At 61.9% G+C, this 18,259-nt stretch carries 20 protein-coding genes; all 20 read left to right on the forward strand.

Annotated elements, in window-relative coordinates:
* The first annotated feature begins 237 nt into the window (after window positions 1-237).
* Window positions 238-1,200, forward strand: coding sequence for a flagellin N-terminal helical domain-containing protein (locus USDA257_RS01595; protein WP_014761113.1), 963 nt, complete (start codon window positions 238-240; stop codon window positions 1,198-1,200).
* A 407-nt stretch (window positions 1,201-1,607) separates the two neighbouring features.
* Window positions 1,608-2,261 carry a hypothetical protein gene (locus USDA257_RS01600; RefSeq protein WP_041413796.1) on the forward strand — a complete coding sequence of 218 codons (654 nt, stop codon included), beginning with the start codon at window positions 1,608-1,610 and terminating at the stop codon, window positions 2,259-2,261.
* On the forward strand, window positions 2,258-3,463 hold the full coding sequence (locus USDA257_RS01605) for a MotB family protein (RefSeq protein WP_014761116.1): 1,206 nt from the start codon (window positions 2,258-2,260) through the stop codon (window positions 3,461-3,463). The genes USDA257_RS01600 and USDA257_RS01605 overlap by 4 nt, the downstream gene beginning before the upstream one ends.
* 5 nt (window positions 3,464-3,468) lie before the next feature.
* Complete coding sequence (gene motC / locus USDA257_RS01610; protein ID WP_014761117.1) at window positions 3,469-4,776, forward strand: chemotaxis protein MotC; 1,308 nt, start codon at window positions 3,469-3,471, stop codon at window positions 4,774-4,776.
* Entirely contained in the window at window positions 4,773-6,236 is a 1,464-nt protein-coding gene (gene fliK, locus USDA257_RS01615; protein WP_014761118.1) for a flagellar hook-length control protein FliK, read from the forward strand. The genes motC and fliK overlap by 4 nt, the downstream gene beginning before the upstream one ends.
* Window positions 6,187-6,738, forward strand: a complete 552-nt coding sequence (locus USDA257_RS01620) for a transglycosylase SLT domain-containing protein (protein WP_041414894.1) — start codon at window positions 6,187-6,189, stop codon at window positions 6,736-6,738. Before fliK ends, USDA257_RS01620 begins: the two co-directional genes overlap by 50 nt.
* 272 nt (window positions 6,739-7,010) lie before the next feature.
* Window positions 7,011-7,682, forward strand: a complete 672-nt coding sequence (gene rem, locus USDA257_RS01625; RefSeq protein WP_014761120.1) for a transcriptional activator Rem — start codon at window positions 7,011-7,013, stop codon at window positions 7,680-7,682.
* Between the two features lie 90 nt (window positions 7,683-7,772).
* Window positions 7,773-8,987 carry a flagellar hook protein FlgE gene (locus USDA257_RS01630; RefSeq protein ID WP_014761121.1) on the forward strand — a complete coding sequence of 405 codons (1,215 nt, stop codon included), beginning with the start codon at window positions 7,773-7,775 and terminating at the stop codon, window positions 8,985-8,987.
* A gap of 21 nt (window positions 8,988-9,008) precedes the next feature.
* Window positions 9,009-10,439 carry a flagellar hook-associated protein FlgK gene (gene flgK, locus USDA257_RS01635; RefSeq protein WP_014761122.1) on the forward strand — a complete coding sequence of 477 codons (1,431 nt, stop codon included), beginning with the start codon at window positions 9,009-9,011 and terminating at the stop codon, window positions 10,437-10,439.
* Window positions 10,440-10,441: 2 nt separating this feature from the next.
* Window positions 10,442-11,494, forward strand: coding sequence for a flagellar hook-associated family protein (locus tag USDA257_RS01640; RefSeq protein ID WP_014761123.1), 1,053 nt, complete (start codon window positions 10,442-10,444; stop codon window positions 11,492-11,494).
* 37 nt (window positions 11,495-11,531) lie between these two features.
* A complete protein-coding gene (gene flaF, locus USDA257_RS01645; RefSeq protein WP_014327358.1) occupies window positions 11,532-11,879 on the forward strand; it encodes a flagellar biosynthesis regulator FlaF in 348 nt (115 codons plus the stop codon).
* Entirely contained in the window at window positions 11,876-12,325 is a 450-nt protein-coding gene (flbT, locus tag USDA257_RS01650) for a flagellar biosynthesis repressor FlbT (RefSeq protein WP_014761124.1), read from the forward strand. The genes flaF and flbT overlap by 4 nt, the downstream gene beginning before the upstream one ends.
* The gene (flgD, locus tag USDA257_RS01655; RefSeq protein ID WP_014761125.1) at window positions 12,316-12,759 is read left to right on the forward strand and encodes a flagellar hook assembly protein FlgD; all 444 of its coding nucleotides are present in this window, start codon (window positions 12,316-12,318) and stop codon (window positions 12,757-12,759) included. Before flbT ends, flgD begins: the two co-directional genes overlap by 10 nt.
* 188 nt (window positions 12,760-12,947) lie before the next feature.
* Window positions 12,948-13,214, forward strand: coding sequence for a flagellar biosynthesis protein FliQ (gene fliQ / locus USDA257_RS01660; protein ID WP_014761126.1), 267 nt, complete (start codon window positions 12,948-12,950; stop codon window positions 13,212-13,214).
* A gap of 111 nt (window positions 13,215-13,325) precedes the next feature.
* Window positions 13,326-15,413, forward strand: a complete 2,088-nt coding sequence (gene flhA, locus USDA257_RS01665; RefSeq protein ID WP_014761127.1) for a flagellar biosynthesis protein FlhA — start codon at window positions 13,326-13,328, stop codon at window positions 15,411-15,413.
* Window positions 15,410-16,162: a flagellar biosynthetic protein FliR gene (gene fliR / locus USDA257_RS01670; RefSeq protein ID WP_014761128.1), complete on the forward strand. Its 753-nt coding sequence runs from the start codon at window positions 15,410-15,412 to the stop codon at window positions 16,160-16,162. The genes flhA and fliR overlap by 4 nt, the downstream gene beginning before the upstream one ends.
* A gap of 12 nt (window positions 16,163-16,174) precedes the next feature.
* Complete coding sequence (locus USDA257_RS01675) at window positions 16,175-16,588, forward strand: hypothetical protein (RefSeq protein WP_014761129.1); 414 nt, start codon at window positions 16,175-16,177, stop codon at window positions 16,586-16,588.
* A 99-nt stretch (window positions 16,589-16,687) separates the two neighbouring features.
* Complete coding sequence (locus tag USDA257_RS01680; protein ID WP_014761130.1) at window positions 16,688-17,239, forward strand: rod-binding protein; 552 nt, start codon at window positions 16,688-16,690, stop codon at window positions 17,237-17,239.
* A gap of 68 nt (window positions 17,240-17,307) precedes the next feature.
* Window positions 17,308-17,676 (forward strand): hypothetical protein, encoded by a 369-nt coding sequence (locus tag USDA257_RS01685; RefSeq protein ID WP_014761131.1) that lies wholly within the window; start codon window positions 17,308-17,310, stop codon window positions 17,674-17,676.
* Window positions 17,676-18,242, forward strand: a complete 567-nt coding sequence (locus USDA257_RS01690; protein WP_014761132.1) for a hypothetical protein — start codon at window positions 17,676-17,678, stop codon at window positions 18,240-18,242. The genes USDA257_RS01685 and USDA257_RS01690 overlap by 1 nt, the downstream gene beginning before the upstream one ends.
* Window positions 18,243-18,259 lie beyond the last annotated feature (17 nt).

Consider the following 18,259-nt stretch of genomic DNA (forward strand, 5'->3'; position numbering starts at 1 on the left):
TTTCGTCGTTCTGGAAGCTCCTGGCCCCGGCACGGCGATGTAAGTTCTTCTTCATACATCCTAATCGTCGGTTAACCGCGTTAACCATTTGTTAACCATTTCGCATTAACGCTTTGTTAAGCACGATGGTCTGTCCACCCAGGGCAAAACGGTGGGCAGCGCGCATGACGCCGTACCATCGCTCCCGGTTTCCCGCCCGGAATGTCTTCGATCTCCCATCGACAGGGGCGATAGCCAATGACCAGTATCATGACCAACGCTGCCGCGATGGCGGCATTGCAGACCTTGCGTTCGATCAACAGAAATCTGGACGAGACCCAGAGCCGCGTGTCCTCCGGCTATCGCGTCGAGACCGCCGCGGACAACGCCGCCTATTGGTCAATTGCGACGACGATGCGGTCGGACAACGCGGCGCTCTCGACGGTGCAGGATGCCTTGGGCTTGGGCGCGGCCAAGGTCGATACCGCCTATGCCGCCCTGGACACCGTCATCGACCTGATGAGCGAGGTCAAGGCGAAGCTGGTGGCGGCACGCGAGCCGGGCGTCGACAAAAGCAAGATCGACAAGGAGATCTCGCAGCTCAAGGACCAGCTGGTGTCGGCTGCCCAATCGGCATCCTTCTCCGGCGAGAACTGGCTCTACAACGACGCAAGCGCCGCGGTCGGCACGAAATCGATCGTTGCCTCCTTCAACCGCAGCGCCGACGGTAGCGTCTCCGTGACGACGCTCGATTACGATACGTCGGGGTCCATTCTCGTCGACGTCCAGGATGCGAGCCGCGGCTTGCTGACAATGGCGGTGGATGCGGATGCACTTACCTCGGCCCCCACAGGAACGGCCCGCGAATACTACCTGATCGACGCCGGTAGCCCTCCTGCCGGCACGGAGATCGCGCTTTCCGATGCTACGACCGACAGCGAGCTGGACGACATGATCAGTGTCGTCGATGACCTCGTCAGCCAGTTGACTGATTCCGCCGCGACCTTGGGCGCGATCACCAGCCGCATCGAAATGCAGGAAAACTTCGTCGCCAACCTGATGGATGTGATCGACAAAGGCGTCGGCCGCCTCGTGGATGCCGACATGAACGAAGAATCGACTCGATTGAAGGCGCTGCAGACCCAGCAGCAGCTCGGCATCCAGTCGCTGTCGATCGCCAATACCAACTCCGAAAACATCCTGAGGCTGTTCCAGGAATAGGGCCGCTTTCGCTGCTGCTATAGGCGGATGCTCCGTACACCGTTTCACTTCCGCCGTGCCGCGGTCATCGGCATCCGGCGGGACTGGTTGGACCGCGCTGTTGCCCTGGCGCGGTCCAACACCTTCATTTTCGCACAAGTTTGACCGGCTAATTTCCTTTCGCAGTCTGCTCGGCTGATTGTCGGCCAAAATGATCTTGGTCGTCGTTGCACCGGTCCCGCCTCGGGTCCGCCCTCCGGGAACCGATGCGCATCGAGAATGCTGGTCCTGTCGCTGACGAGAGTGATGAGGACCGAAGGAGACATTATAGACGTGTCAGGCGCTTTGGATTTCTGGACCATGCGGCAGCCCCAGCCTGTCGGGCGGAACGCGCCGATATTGGCTGCGAGCCGTCGGGGGAACCGCCGATGAGTGCGTCGCTCTCCCGCTATCTCAAGGATTTCAGCGCACCGAAGATCGAACTCACGCGGATGACGCCGAAATACTTTCCGGACCTCGAAGCGGACTTCCCCGCCGCAGATCGGTCCCCCCAGAGGCCGACGATGCCCGAGATCGACGTCGAGGCCGAGCGGCGCGAGGCCTTTGTCCAAGGGCGCGCGGAAGCCGCCGCCGAGCTGACTTTGGAGCATCAGCGGGAGCTCGCCGAACTCAAGGCGCGTCACGCCGAGGAACTAGACGCCGTGAAGCATCGCCTGGCGGAAGAAACCGCTTCGAAACTCGCTGCCGGCTTCGCTGAGATCACCGAGCGGCTGGCGCTGGCGCTTGGCGATCAGACGGCGCGCGTGCTTGCGCCGGTGATGGAGGAGGCGCTCATCAAGCGTGCCGTCGAGGACCTGGCAACGATGATCAGACAGGGCATCGGCGCCGGAGAGGGCCTCACCATCACTGTCAAAGGATCGCCTGTGCTCTTCGAAGCCCTGAAACAGCATATGGATGACGACATGTTGGCTTTCCGGCACGTGGCGACCGACGATATCGATCTCACGGTTGAGATGGGCGAAGCGGTTCTGGTGACCAGAATGGCGGCCTGGTCCGAGACCGTCCGGAAGGTTCTGGCATGAGCGACGAAAGCCCTCACAATGGCAGGAATGAAATCATCATCGTCAAGCGTTCCGGAGACGGGCACGACGGCCATCATGGCGGCGGATGGAAGATCGCCTATGCCGACTTCATGACGGCGATGATGGCCTTCTTCCTCGTCATGTGGCTGATCAATGCCGCCAACGAGGAAACGAAGGCGGCGATCGCCTCCTATTTCAATCCGGTTCAGCTCACCGACCAGAAGCCCGCGGAGAAGGGCCTGAAGAATCCTGCCAAGGATGCCCAGGGCGAAGAGACGCAGCAGCGGTCGAAAGCGGATGGCGCGCAGGCGAAATCCGGCGGCTCGGCCAAGACCGGCGACCAGTTGACGGCGACCTCGGGCGAGGAAACCAAATATTCCGACGCCGACTTCTTCGAGAATCCCTACTCGGTCCTCTCCGAAATCGCCCGCGAGGTCGGTCGGCAGGCCAATATCAGCGTGAGGGGCGAGGGCGGTGCCGCCCAGTCGGGGCCGGCGACCGGCGCAGACGGCGGCGAAGCCTACCGCGATCCGTTCGATCCCGATTTCTGGACCAAGCAGGTCGAAGTCAAGGACGCCGGCAATGCGACGGAGAGCGAAGTCGCGGCGGCTGTGAAGGATGCCGCGCAGGCCGACGCTGCCCAGGTTGCCCCTCCCAGCGACACGTTGGCGAGGACCGCAGATGCGGCCGCCAAAGGCGAGATGCCGCTCAACGAAAAACCAGAGGCACAGGAGCAGCAGAAGGCTGCCGAAGCCCTGAAGGCCGAGATCGAGAAGGCGATCGGCGGCGAGGCGGGGCGGCTTCTCGAGGGGCTGGTGGTGACGCCGTCCGAAGGCGGGCTGCTGGTTACGATCAGCGAGCAGACGGACGCGCCGATGTTTGCGGTGGGATCTGCCGTTCCTCAGAAGGAACTCGTCCTCGCCATGGAGAAGATCGGCAAGCTGCTCGGCGAACGCCAGGGGGCCGTAGCGATCCGTGGCCACACGGATGGTCGTCCGTTCAAGGACGGAACCTATGACAACTGGCGGCTGTCGGCGGCGCGTGCCCAGAGCGCCTACTACATGCTGGTCCGCGGCGGGCTCGAGGAGGAACGCGTCAATCAGATCAGCGGCTTTGCAGACCGGCGCCTGCAGGTGGCGAACGATCCCTATGCGGCCGCCAACCGGCGCATCGAAATCCTGTTGCAGTCGGGGCAGGGTTGAGCAAGATGCTGAAGCGGTTGCGCGCCATCCTGGCGACATCGGTTCTTGCGGCTCCGCTCGCGATCGGCCTTGCGCATGCCGGCGAGACGGAAGAGCTGGCGCCGTTCAAGATGGTCAGGTCGCTGCAATACGTCCAGGATTCCGTCGTGCTCGGCGATCATTCGGCGATCGAGATGCAGCGCTTCATGCTGGGCGAGATCGACAAGCGCCTGAGGGCCGCCGAGGAAACGACCTTTCGCGATCCCCGCAACGTCGATGCGGCGCTCGTCTACGTGATGAGCGGCGGCAATCCCGAAACACTGGATTATTTGACTGACAGGGATGTCGAGGGCAACTTCGATGCGCGGGTGACGGATGCGCTCAGGCAGTATCTGCGCGGCAAGGGGCCGTTGATCGTCGAAAATCTCTCCAAGGCGGCGCCCGAATACAAGAACTCCCGCGTTGGTCCGTACCTGTTTCTGATCCTCGGCAACGCCACATCGCAGCAGGATCCTGTGGCCGCGATGAAATTTTACGACTGGGCGCGTCTGACGGCGCCCGGCACGATCATCGAGGAGGCTGCGCTTCGTCGCTCCGTATCCCTTGCAGCCCGCGCCGGCGACCCGGGCAGGGGTTTTCGCTACGCGCTGACCTATGCGCGTCGCTACCTGACGTCACCATATGCGAGCCAGTTTGCCGACGTCTTCGTGGATCTGGCTGTGGCGAATTTCGACGGGGCGGTCGAGCAGAAAGTTTCGGAAATCCTCGCCTTCATGGACGAGGCGCGCCAACGCGAGGTCTATCTCCGCGTCGCAAGGCGGGCAGCGATCGGCGGCAACCAGACGCTGGCGCGGTTGGCGTCCAGTCGAGCCGAAGAGCTTGCCCGGGATGGCGGCGGGCAATCGCAACTGCTGGCGAGCTTCTACGAGGGGCTTGCGGCCGTGCCGTCTGAGGACGTCTTCACAGCGGCACAGACGCTGGCAGCAATTCCGGATGAGAAGCTGTCGCCGCGAGACCGTGCCCTCCGGGAGGCGGCCAGGGCGATTGCGGAGGAGGTTGTGCGACTACCGCAGGATGAAAGCCCCGCGCAAGCGTCCATGCCTATACCGGAAGTCGACATTGGCGCCACGAGCGATGGCGGCGAAACAGGAGAAACCGGAAGCGGCATGAGTCCCTTTGCCAAGGCGGGTGATACGGTGCCAGCCCCGGATGACGAACCGCCAGTTAGCGCGGAGACCGCTGCCGCATCCGATCCGGCTCTTGACGGTTTCATGGCCAATGGGCGCTCGAAGATCAAGGAGATCGATGCGCTCCTAGCGGAGGAAGGACTATGAGGCCACTTGAAGAGACGTTCCGCGCGCCCGCCGCAGCGATCGGTGCCCGATCCGGTTCCCGGCAGGGCGGAAACGAGCAAGCTGCAGGAGAGCCCGGCGCCTTCGAGAGCGCGATCGCCGATGCCGGCCGTCAGAAGGCATCGAACCAAGCTGTGGCTCAAGACCCCGGACAGGGTGCGGTCGATTCTTTGGCGGACGGTGCGCAGGCCTCGGCCGCCGAGTTCACGCTCGGCAATGGCCAGGCAGGCGTCTTGATGGCGAGCACCGTCACGGGAGCCGGTCGCCTTTCGACGCCTTCGGTGCAAGGCGGCGGACAGGCCGAGGCGGAAGGGGCGCTCCAGAAAGACCAGACCTCCTCCGAACTCGGTGCTCTCCGCGAGGATGGAAACCGCCAGCGTTCGGCGGGCAAGGCATCGGTCAAGAGCGACGAGGCCGGGGAGCCGGACGGGACTGCGGTCACCGTGAAGCCGAAGGGGCACGCGCCTGCGGAGAGCGGCGCAACAGAGACGGTCGAGGCGAGGGCGACGTCGGAGGGTGATACGAGCTCCGCCGCGCCGCCGAACGGCTCCGTCAGCGACCTTCTGACGCTGCTCGCCGGCAACGCGCCGCCGGTCACGGACATTCAGATCACCGACAAGACAACACCTACGACGGGTGACCGCGCCGCTGCAGCCGAGATAGTCAATGTCACGGTGGACGCTGCTGCCGGGGGCAGCGATTCTCGGACCGAACAGCAAGATGACATCGGGTCCGACCGCCTCTTCCGCTTCGCACGCGCCGACGGCAAGGGGCAAGCGGTCTCGATGACCATTTCGGCGGACGGCGAAGCAACTGCCGTCGAGAACAGCAGGTCTTCGGCGAACGCCAAGGCGGAAACCGTGACCGTTCTCGAGGCGCGCCGCTATCTCGGAATCGCGATGAACGATAACTCCGCGTCGGTGACGGGTGCGATCGCCGGTGACGGCGAATGGGCGCAGGCGCTCCAATCGAGCGCCGTGTCGGCGCAGCCGGAGGCGTTGCGCCAGGCCGGCAAGACGCTGAACACGCTCAAGATCCAGATGCATCCGATCGAACTCGGCACGGTCACGGCCACGCTGCGCCTGAAGGACGACGAACTGCAGGTCGAGCTGAAGGTGGAAACGGGCGAGGCGTTCCGTCAATTGCGCGATGACCAGGGCGAGATGGTTAAGGCCCTGCGCGCCCAGGGCTTCGCGGTCGACCAGGTCAACGTCGTGTTCAATGCCGGCGGCGATGCTTCGAACGGCAGCGGTTCGCAGCCGCAGGCGCAGAGCCAGCTCGGCCAGTCCGGCCGCGAACGGGCCGGTGACGACGGCGGCCAGGGGCGCCAGCGGCAGAATGGCGGCGAGGCTGCAATGATCGAGACATGGAGGGGCAATGATGGAACGGACGATGCGTCTGGCAGCGTTGAGCGCGCTCGCACTGGTCACGTCTACATGTAGCGCCCTTGCGAGCGCCGGCATCTGTGAACGCGAGATCGCGTCCGCTGCGGCCAAGTACGGCATCCCTGCGGGGATTCTTTACTCGGTCGGCCTGACGGAGACCGGCCGCAAGGGATCGCTGCAGCCCTATGCGATGAACATTGAAGGCAAGGCGTACTTCGGCACGAGCGTCCAGGATGTCCTCAGCCGATTCGGTGCGGCACGGGCGCAAGGGGCGAAGCTCATCGATCTCGGCTGCATGCAGGTCAACTATCATTTCCACGGCGAGCATTTCAGCTCTCCGGGGGAAATGCTTGATCCCCGAAAGAATGTCGACTATGCCGCGCGCTTCCTCTCCAATCTGCGCGCCAGGCACGAGAGCTGGACGATGGCGGTTGCCCGCTATCATGCCGGGCCGAACAATGATCCGGCGCAGAAGAAATATGTCTGCCGGGTCATCGCGAACCTTGTCGCAACGGGCTACGGCAAGTGGACGCCGAACGCGGCGCAGTTTTGCCAATAATCAATCATCAGTTGTGATATTCACCCCCGTGTCGCATTGTGGCTACAATGCGGAGAGATTGTGATCGCAAGGGCTAATTGTTGTGATGCGTTAACTTTTCCACACCAATTTAGTGTCATCGTTAACGGGGACATACTAGATATAGATCAAATCGGCACACATTCCTTAATCAACTATTAAAACCTCCCATTAACTTCCTCTAGTTGTTCGTGAATCCCCGGATTCGTACTTCTCAATCAGCGAGACACCCATACTGATTCGGAGGCGGACGAATGATCGTGGTGGTTGATGAAAGAGAGCTTGTGAAGAATGGCTACGCATCCCTGTTCGGGCGCGAGGGCATTCCTTCGACCGGCTTTGATCCCAAGGAATTCGGCGAGTGGGTGAACACCGCCGCCGATTCGGACATCGATGCGGTCGAGGCGTTCCTGATCGGCCAGGGTGAAAGCGCTTTCAGCCTGCCGCGCGCGATCCGCGACCGCTCCCAGGCGCCGGTGATCGCCATGAGCGAAACGCCGTCGCTGGAAAACACGCTGGCGCTGTTCGACTGCGGCGTCGACGATGTCGTCCGCAAGCCCGTGCACCCGCGGGAAATCCTGGCGCGCGTCGCGGCGATCCGCCGGCGCCTGAAGGCCATCGCCAACTACACCGATATCGGGCCGATCCGCGTCTTTGCCGATGGCCGAGACCCGGAGATTAACGGCGACGTCTTTGCGCTGCCGCGTCGTGAGCGGCGCATCCTCGAATACCTGGTCGCCAACCGCGGCCGGCGAGTGTCGAAGTCGCAGATCTTCAATGCGATCTACGGCATCTTCGACGAAGACGTCGAAGAGAACGTCGTCGAGAGCCACATCAGCAAGCTGCGCAAGAAGCTGCGCAAGAAGCTTGGCTTCGATCCGATCGATTCCAAGCGTTTCCTTGGCTACTGCATCGACTGGAGCTGAGCCGGACCGACGGAAGGGCGGGGCGCCAAGACAGGTTCACGCAAGGCCCGACTTCTAGTCTCCCACTGAAGCAGGAAACGAGGATCCTCTATGAGTCTCTACGGTACCATGAGAACGGGTGTCTCTGGCATGAACGCCCAGGCCAATCGCCTCAGCACGGTGGCTGAAAACATTGCGAACTCCAGCACCGCCGGCTACAAGCGCGCATCAACCGAATTCTCCTCGATGATCCTGCCTTCGAGCAACGGCTCCTACAATTCCGGCGGCGTGGAGACCTCCGTGCGCTACTCGATTTCCGACCAGGGCTCGACGACCTACACGACATCGGCAAGCGACCTGGCGATCGACGGCGACGGTTTCTTCATCGTTCAAGGCGCCAACGGCCAGGAGTACCTGACGCGCGCCGGCGCCTTCGTCCAGGATGACGCGGGCAATCTCGTCAACGCGGCCGGCTTCACCCTGATGGGCTATGAATACGAGGCCGGCGTCGACCCGACGGTTGTCGTCAATGGCTTCGACGGGCTGACCGAAGTCAATCTCGCCTCGGAAGGCCTCACCGCAGCGGGTTCGACGGCGGGTTCGATGGGTGCCAACCTGCCGTCCGGGGCCGCGAACGGCGATGTGTCGACCACTTCGCTGATCGTCTATGACTCGCAGGGCAACACGCGAATCCTGGACTTCAACTACACGAAGGTCGCCGACAATCAGTGGGAGCTGGAGATCGTCGACCGGACGTCAGCCCTCTCCCTCGGAACTGCGACGCTGGACTTCGATTCGGCCGGCGCCTTGATCACTTCGCCGGCGACACTAACGCTGGACCCCACGGCGCTTAATCCGATTAGCGGCACCGGCGCCGAGCTCAACGCGATCACTATCGACTTCTCGGAGACGACGCAGCTTGGCACGTCCTTCACGCCGGATGGCGGCTCCATCGACGGTAACGCGCCGAGCAAGGTTTCCGGCTATCAGATCGACACGGACGGCGTCGTCTACATCAAATACGCGAATGGCGAGCTCGAGCCGCGCTACCGCATCGCTCTGGCGAATGTCCAAAGCCCGGACAAGCTGGTTCCCGAGTCCGGCAACGTCTACTCGCAGGGCGTCGATTCCGGTGTCATCGTGACCGGCTTCGCCGGTTCCGGCAGCTTCGGCGAAATTCTTTCCGGCGCGCTTGAAAGCTCCAACGTCGATATCGCCGACGAACTGACCTCGATGATCGAATCGCAGCGCAACTACACGGCAAACTCCAAGGTCTTCCAGACCGGTTCGGAGTTGCTCGAAGTTCTCGTGAATCTGAAGCGGTAATTCCAACAAGACGGTCCCAGCATGTCGTTGTCCTCGGCAATCGCAATTGCGCAATCAGCATTCAGCACCACCGCCTCGCAAACGGCCACGGTGTCGAAGAACGTCGCCAATGCGAGCAACGCGGATTACTCGCGCCGCATGGCCATGCTGGGCACCACGTCCGACGGTGCGCAGATCGTCTCCATCTATCGGGCGCAGAACGAGGCTTTGCTCAAGCAGAACCTCACGAGCATCTCGCAATCCTCGGCGCAGAGCAGCCTGCTCTCCGGGCTTGAACTGTTGAAATCGGCGCTCGGCGGCAACGACTACGAGACGGCGCCGTCGACCTATCTCTCCGCTTTCCGCAACAGCCTGCAGACCTTCGCCTCGACGCCGGGCAACTCGACGATCGCGGCGACCGTGGTCGCGGACGCTTCGGACCTCGCCAACTCGATCAGCACCACGGCGACCGCGGTCCAGGACCTGCGCCTCGATACCGACAAGCAGATCGCCGAAGAGGTCGACAACCTGAACGCGCTGCTTGCCAGCTTCGAAACCGTGAACAATGCGGTCAAGCAAGCGATGGCATCGGGCGCAGACGCCACGGCGGCGCTCGACGAGCGCGACAAGTTTTTGAAGCAGATTTCGGAGCTCGTCGGCATCTCCACCGTTACCAGGGCGGACAACGATACCGTCATCTACACCTCCGACGGCATAGTCCTCTTCGAGACGCAGGCCCGGCAGGTGACGTTCACGGCAACCTCGGCCTTCGATGCATCGACCACCGGCAACGCAATCTTCGTCGATGGCGTGTCGCTTTCAGCCGGAACCGGCGCCGACACCACCGCGCAGGGAAAGCTTGCGAGCCTTCTCCAGCTCCGCGACGACATCGCTCCGACGTTCCAGTCGCAACTCGACGAGATGGCCCGCGGTCTGGTCAGCCTCTTCCAGGAGGACGGCGGCCCCGGCCTCTTCACTTGGGCGGACGGAACGGTTCCCGCGGACGGCACGATCGAGCCCGGCATCGCGGCAAGCCTGAGCGTCAATGCCGCCGCGCAAGCCGATCCCTTCCTGCTCCGCGACGGCGGGTTCAACGGCCTTGTCTCCAACCCGGGCGGCGCCACGGATCCGAATTCCGGCTATACCGATCTCCTCGATGGCTTCATCACCGCCATGGACGGCGACATCAATTTCGACGCGGCGGCCGGGCTGGACAGCACCAGTTCGATCATGGAGTTCGCCGCCTCGTCGATCGGCTGGTTCGAGCAGATCCGTAGCGCGGCCTCGACAGCCGACGACAACAAGACGGCTCTGTTGGCGCGGACGGAGGAGGCTCTGGGCAATGTGACCGGCGTCAGCATCGATGAAGAACTCTCGCTGCTGCTCGACCTCGAACAGTCCTACAAAGCATCTGCCAAGTTGATCAGTACCGTGGACGCCATGATGGCGTCTCTTCTGGAAGCCGTGAGGTAATCATGAAGACATCCTTCGTTTCTAACCTGGCGGTGCAGAATGCCATGCGCCTGACCATTCAGCAGGGCCAGGAGGAACTGCTGAAGCTTCAGACGGAGGTTTCGACCGGCCGGCACGCGGATGTCGGCCTCGAGCTTGGTTCCTCCACCGCGCGTTCCGTCAACCTGCAGCGCGAGCTTGCTCGATTGGAAACCCTGGTCGACACGAACTCCGTCGTCACGCAGAGGCTTGCATCCTCCCAGGAAGCCCTTGGAACGATGGCGGAGGCGGCCGAGCAGGTCCGCAATACGCTCGTCACCTTCAAGGGCAATGATTCCGTCGACCAGTTGTCTGTCCAGAAGACCGAGATCGAAAGCGCCATGTCGCTTTTCACCGCGTCAGCGAACACCTCCTTCAACGGCGAGTTCCTCTTTGCCGGCATCAACACCGATGTGAAGCCTTTCGAGGATTACGCGGCGTCTGGTTCGGCCGCGAAGACCACCTTCGACGATGCGCTGGCGACCTACATGTCGGCAAACGGCATCTCTTCCATGAGCGACTTCGACCAGGCGCAGATGGAAGATTTCATCACCAATACGCTGGAGCCGCTCTACACCGACGACACGCAGTGGGCCACCGATTGGTCCGCGGCCTCGAGCCAGAACATGACGAGCCGCATCAGCACGTCCGAAGTCGTTCAGAGCTCGACCAACGCGACGACGACCGGTTTCCGGATGTTCGCCCTTGCCAGCGTCATCTCCTCGGAGCTCATGGACGAGGAGATCGGATCGGACGTTCGTGCCTATATCGGCGAGGCTTCGCTCGGCTATGTCGAGCAGGCGATCACGGGACTGACCGCCGAACGCAGCACGCTCGGCATCTCCGAAGCGCGCGTCGAAAAGGCCAACACCTCGCTCGAGGTTCAGATCAAGCTCATCAACACGCACATCACCGATCTCGAGGGCGTCGACACCTATGATGCGTCGACCCGGATGAACACGCTGCTGACGCAGATGGAGACATCCTACACCCTCACCGGACGGATCCAGCAGTTGAGTTTGATAGATTTCCTCTGATGACAAGAGGATAAGGACAAGCATGAAGGATGTCTGAATGTATCAGTTTGCATACGCCGAGATCATGGAGGAAGGCGTAGCCGTTTCCAAGGATCGCGAGTGGCAAGTCCTCAATCGCTCGATCGCGCTCCTGGAAGCAGCAAAACAGCAGAAGGGATACTCAAAGGAAGCGATCGAGGCGATCTATTACACCCGACGTGTCTGGATACGCTTCATCGAGGATCTGCGCGCCCCGGATAACCAGCTCAATGACGAATTGCGGGCCAACCTGATCTCGATCGGGATCTGGATATTGAACGAGACGGAGAAGATCCGCAAACGCGACTCCTCCAACTTCCAGGGCATAATTGATATTACCACCATCATCAGGGATGGACTGAAATGAAGAGCACACTGCGTATCTCGCTGAAATCGGGCGAACGGATCTTTGTAAACGGCGCGGTGCTTCGCGTTGACCGCAAGGTCGCCGTCGAATTCCTCAACGACGTCACCTTCCTCCTGGAAAACCACGTGCTGCAGCCGGAAGACGCCACGACACCGTTGCGGCAGCTCTATTTCATCGCCCAGATGATCCTGATCAATCCGGAAGGCGCCGAGCAATCGACCGCCATGTTCCGCAAGTCGATCGTCATGCTGCTCGCCTGCTTCAAGAACGAAGAAGTGCTGGCGGAACTGAAGCGCATCGACGGCCTTGTCACGCAGGGACGCGCCTTCGAAGCGCTGAAGGCAATCCGCGGCCTCTATCCCGTCGAAGAGCGCATCCTGAACAATCAGGAAATCACGCCGGCCACCATCGACCAGATTCGCAAGGAGATCGCGCCATGGCGGTAAGCGGTGTGTCGTCGAGCACATCGACGAGCACGACATCGACCAGTTCGACGTCGACGAGCGGCACGGACGCGGCTGACGCGACCCTGAACTACCAGAGCTTCCTGAAACTGCTCATCGCGCAGATGCAAAATCAGGATCCGACTGATCCGATGGATGCAACCGAGCAGATCTCGCAGCTTGCGACCTTCTCGCAGGTCGAACAGTCGATCAAGACGAACAGCAATCTGGAGAGCTTGCTGGCGAGCGAAAGCCTGACGCAGGCTTCGACCTACATCGGCAAGACGATCACCAGCAGCGACGGCAAGACGAGCGGCGTCGTCGCCGAGGTCGAGGTGACCTCCGATGGCGTGACCGCGATCACGACCGACGGCAAGGAGATCGCGATCGAGACCGGCATCACCGTGTCGACCACCTCGTCCGACTCGGAAACGTGATCGTCCTCACCGGTTGGAGCGGGAAAGAGGCGAAAACCGCACACAGTTCATCCCGCTCCGGGCCTGCCGGGCCGCGTACGGGGTCCTCGCTTGACGCGCGCCGTTGATTGTTGAGAATCCTTTGAAGAATCACCCCTGAAGGTTCGCCGCTGCTTGTCCGCAGCCGGCAGAGATAGGACCGGACCAGAATGAATGAGGCGGACGCCCTCGACATCGTGCAGGCCGCGATCTGGACCGTGATCGTCGCCTCGGGTCCTGCCGTTCTGGCTGCCATGGTGGTCGGCGTCGTCATCGCTTTCATTCAGGCGCTGACCCAGGTCCAGGAAATGACGCTGACCTTTGTGCCGAAGATCCTGGCGGTGATGGTCACGGCGGCGATCTCGGCGCCGTTCGTCGGTGCACAGATCTCCATCTTCACCGATATTGTCTTTTCAAGAATCCAGTCCGGGTTCTGAGGACTTTCCGATACCACCTTCGCGCAAGCTTGGGTCTCTAGATCTTCCGTCATAGTTTGGGGCAGCCTCTCGCGGTGTGCTGCCCGCCTCTCATGAAGAGACGGAAGAGACATGGCACAACAGGCGACGCTGACCATCCCGAAACTCGCACCGAAGAGCCGGGACGTCGGCTTTGCGCTCGGGATCGTAATGATCCTGTCGATCCTGTTCCTACCCATTCCTCCCTTCCTCATCGATTTCGGGCTGGCCTTCTCCATCGCCTTTTCGGTGCTGATCCTGATGGTTGCGCTCTGGATCCAGCGGCCGCTCGATTTCTCGTCCTTTCCGACGATCCTGCTGATCTCGACGATGACCCGCCTGGCGCTGAACATCGCCACGACGCGCGTCATTCTCTCCCACGGCCATGAGGGGCATGACGCCGCCGGCGGCGTCATCTCGGGCTTTGCGAGCCTCGTCATGTCCGGCGACTTCGTCATCGGTCTGATCGTCTTCCTGATCCTCATTACGGTGAACTTCATCGTCATCACCAAGGGTGCGACGCGTATCGCCGAGGTCGGCGCCCGCTTCACCCTCGATGCGATCCCCGGCAAGCAGATGTCGATCGATGCCGACCTCTCGGCCGGCCTGATCGACGAGAAGGAGGCGCAGCGCCGCCGCCGCGAGCTCGAAGAGGAGAGCTCCTTCTTTGGCGCGATGGACGGTGCCTCGAAATTCGTGCGGGGCGATGCGATCGCCGGCCTGATCATCACGGCGATCAACGTCTTTGGCGGCATCATCATCGGCTATCTGCGCCACGACATGCCGATCGGCGAGGCGGCCGATGTCTTCGTCAAGCTCTCGGTCGGCGACGGCCTCGTCTCGCAGATCCCGGCGCTGATTGTCTCGCTCGCCGCCGGCCTTCTCGTGTCACGCGGCGGCACCGCCGGCTCGACCGACCAAGCCGTCGTCGGCCAGCTGAGCGGTTACCCGCGGGCGCTGATGGTTGCGGCCGGCCTCATCGTCCTCCTCTCCGTGATGCCCGGCCTGCCCTTCGTGCCTTTCGCCGTACTCGGCGGCGGCATGGCCTTCCTGGGGTGGGCCATCCCGAGGCAGATCGAAGCCGCCAATGCCGAAAAGCGCGCTCAGGAGGCAGAGAAGGCGCAGCAGACGAAGGACAGCGACAGGGATTCCGTCAAATCGGTGCTGAAAACCGCGGAGATCGAGCTCCTGCTCGGCAAGCAGGTCTCCACCCGACTGCTCGGCGCGCATCAGGAGCTCGCCTTCCGCGTCGGCAAGATGCGCCGCAAGTTCGCCCTGCAATACGGGCTCGTCGTTCCGGAGATCAAGGTTTCCGACGACATCACCATTCCGGACAAGGCCTATCACATTCGCATTCATGGCACGACGATCGCCTCCAACACGGTGCGCGTCGGCGAAGTGCTGGTCGTTACCGGCGGCGGCCGCCGGCCGAGCGTGCCGGGCGACGAAATCCGTGAACCCGCCTTCGGCATGCCGGCGCTCTCCATTCTGGAGACCTTTACGGAAGACCTGAAGCGCGAAGGCTTCCACCCGATCGACAACGTCTCGGTCGTGCTCACACATCTGAGCGAGGTGATCCGCAACAATCTGCCGCAGCTTCTCTCCTACAAGGACGTGAAGGTGCTGATCGAGCGGCTCGATCCGGAATACCGCAAGCTCGCCGACGAGATCTGCACCTCGCACATGTCCTATTCCGGCCTGCAGGCGGTCCTCAAACTGCTGCTCGCCGAGCGCGTTTCGATCCGCAACCTGCACCTCATTCTCGAAGCCGTGGCGGAATTGGCGCCGCATGTCCGCAAGACCGAACAGATCGTCGAGCATGTGCGCGTGCGCATGTCGCAGCAACTCTGCGGCGACCTTGCCGAAAACGGCGTCCTGCGCGTCCTGAGGCTCGGCAGCAAGTGGGACATGGTCTTCCACCAGGCACTGAAGCGCGACGCCAAGGGCGAGATCGTCGAATTCGACATCGACCCGCGCCACCTCGAAGAATTCAGCGAGCAGGCGACGAAGGTTATTCGTGAACATCTCGATCGTGGCGTCCCCTTCGTGCTGGTAAGTTCGCCCGAATCCCGCTCATATGTACGCATGATCATCGAACGCCTCTTCGCCACGCTGCCCGTGCTCTCCCATGTCGAGCTCGCCAAGGGCCTGGAAATCAAGATTATCGGCGCGCTCTCATGATCACCGATCCCGAGGGCACGGTGCTGGCGCTGTTCGCGGCATTCTGCCGGATCGGCGCCTGCATCATGATCATGCCGGGATTTTCGACCGCGCGCGTCCCCATGCAGGTGCGCCTGTTCATCGCCGTCGCCCTCTCCATGGCCATCCTGCCGATCATGTGGGCGGACATCTATCCAGAGGTCGCGGGCAAGGGGCACACCTACATCTATCTCATTGCGACGGAGACCGTCATCGGCGCCGTCATCGGCCTCGTGGCGCGCTACTACGTGCTCGGTCTGCAATTTGCCGGGACGGCGATCACCATGCTGATCGGCTTCAACTCGCCACCGGCGACCGACGTGCTCGAAGAGACGGCGGAAAACCAGCTCACCAGCATGATCAGCTTCGCCGGCCTGATGCTGCTCTTCATGCTCGACTTCCACCACGTGATCTTCGAGGCCATCGCGCAGTCCTATCGCGCGATGCCGATCGGCATCGGCTTCGATCCGCAGGGCATGCTGATAACGCTCTCGAACTCGCTGGGACAGACCTTTCTGATCATGCTGCGCCTCGCGAGCCCCTTCATCATTTACGGTCTGCTCTTCAACGTCGCGATCGGCATGGTGAACAGGCTTGCTCCGCAGGTTCCGATCTATTTCATCTCCCAGCCCTACCTCATCATGGGCGGCCTGTTCCTGTTCTATCTTGGCGTAGCGGCGATGCTTCGCCTGTTCGCCGATGGCTTCGCCTCGGTGATGCAGGGCGGCTAGGGAACGGATGCGATGAAAGCGCGGTCGGAAAAATTGAAGCGGCTGGTCGACGTGCAGCGGCATCTCGAACGGATGGCCGAAAGCGAGCTTGCCGAGACGACGCGCCAGCGTGGCGTGCTCGCCGAGACGATCGACGTTGTTGTCGATGCAATGGGCTCGGCCCATCCCATGCATCGCGTTTTCTCCGGTCACTATGCAGCACAACTCGGGCGATTGGTGCAGAAGGACCAGATGCTGCTCGGCATCCAGCAGGTGCATGAGGCGCGCATGCTGAAGGAGCGGGCGAAGGGCGATCGGCTGGAAGAGAGCATGCAGGAGGCGCGCCTGACGGAAGACCGCGAGGCGGACGACAATCAGGTGCTCGACCTCATCGACCAGCACGTCGCCGGTTACGCGCCAGCTTCCGGTAAGGTTGAGGGGCGATAGTGCGTCATCCGGACGGGCGACGAAGCAGTCCTCCGGTTCGCATTGATTGCGCTGCCTCGCGTGACAAGACGCCTGACAGCCGCCTCGAGAGGATCTGACATGGCTATTTCCCCGCCCAGCGATCTGGTGCTGGACGTCGTCCGCGCGGCCGATCCGGCGGAAGTTCAAGAGGCGCAGGCGCGGCTCAAGGCCAATCGCTCGGCCTTTCAAGCCACGAGTCTTGCAGAGAACGGTAAAGGCTTTGCCGCTGCCGTTTCGGTGCTGAATTCCTCGGAAGGATCAACAGGCCTCGGCGACATCAGCAACCGCGTCGAGCCGAAGAAGGTGCCGGAGACCTACCGTAAGTTCGAGGCGATGGTGCTGCAGAATTTCGTCAAGTCGATGCTGCCGAGCGAAAGCGAGAATGTCTTCGGCAAGGGCACGTCCGGCGAGGTCTGGAAAGGCATGATGGCGGAGCAGATTGCAAACGTCCTGGCGGACGGCGGCGGCATCGGCATCGCCGATCGGATGGCTGGCAGCGAAATGCCCGAACGGACCAACGCGCGGCTTGACGACAATACCAGCAATATCGCCGCCGGCATGGTTCAGGAATACGAACGCAAGGCGATCTCCGGATTCCTGTCCACCGACGAGAAGAAGAACCAGGCATAGATTTGGTCGGGACGGTTCGCGCGCCTGTTCGCGTCCTTCCCTGAAACGCATAATTTGGGAGTTGATTTATGGAAGCTGTGGCATCCCACGATCTGCGGATACAGAACGTTCTCGGCCGGTTGGAGATGATCATCGACAACGAGAACAGCCGCATCGGCGTGGACCCGAAATTCGACATCAAGACGTCGAACGCCCACAAGAGCCGCTGCCTCTACGAGCTGACGATGCTGCATCGAGCCGCCGCACCCGGCGAAATCTCGCCGTCTTTCACGTCGCAGACGCGCCACCTCAGGCAGAAGCTAAAGCTCAACGCCCAGAAGGTTGAAGCGCATCTCGAGGCCGTGCGTTCGGTCGTCGATCTTCTGAAGACGGCCGCTCAGGATGCCGACGCGGACGGCATCTACACCGAAGCGCAATTCCGCTATAGCGATTTCTGATGCTGAAGCTCGTTCTCACCGGGGTCTGGGTCTGCGCCGTCACGCTTGGATCCGTCTATTTCTCGATGCAATACGCCTCGGCACCAGTCCTTTCGGACGCGGAGGCCGACCGGCGAGCATCGGAGGAATATGTGCCCGGAGAGATCATTACCATCCCGGTGATCGAGGATGGGGCGGTCCAAGGTTACTTCCTGGCGAAATTGTCCTTTTCGGCGACGCGGGAAGGGATAGCGAAGCTTCACGCGCCGCTTCGCCAAGTGGTCACCGACGAGCTCTACGACATGCTCGTCGGCTCAAAGTTCGTCAATCTCGCCGACACCGGGACGTTCGACCTGGCGAGCTTCAAGGGCGCCGTCAAGGATGGTCTCAACAAAAAGCTCGGGAGCGAAGTGGTTACCGAAGTCCTTGTCGAACAGCTCGAATATCTGGGCAAGGACGACGTGAAACGCGCGGCGAACGGCGAGAACAGGCCCTATCAGGAGCCGGTGCCGGTAGTCGACAGGAACGGCAAGGTCGCCGGCGACAAGATCCCCGAAGGCGCCGTGAAGGCGACGAGCGGCCATTAGACTAGGGCCATTTGGAG

It is taken from the genome of Sinorhizobium fredii USDA 257 (genome assembly GCF_000265205.3).
Taxonomy (GTDB): Bacteria; Pseudomonadota; Alphaproteobacteria; order Rhizobiales; family Rhizobiaceae; genus Sinorhizobium; species Sinorhizobium fredii_B.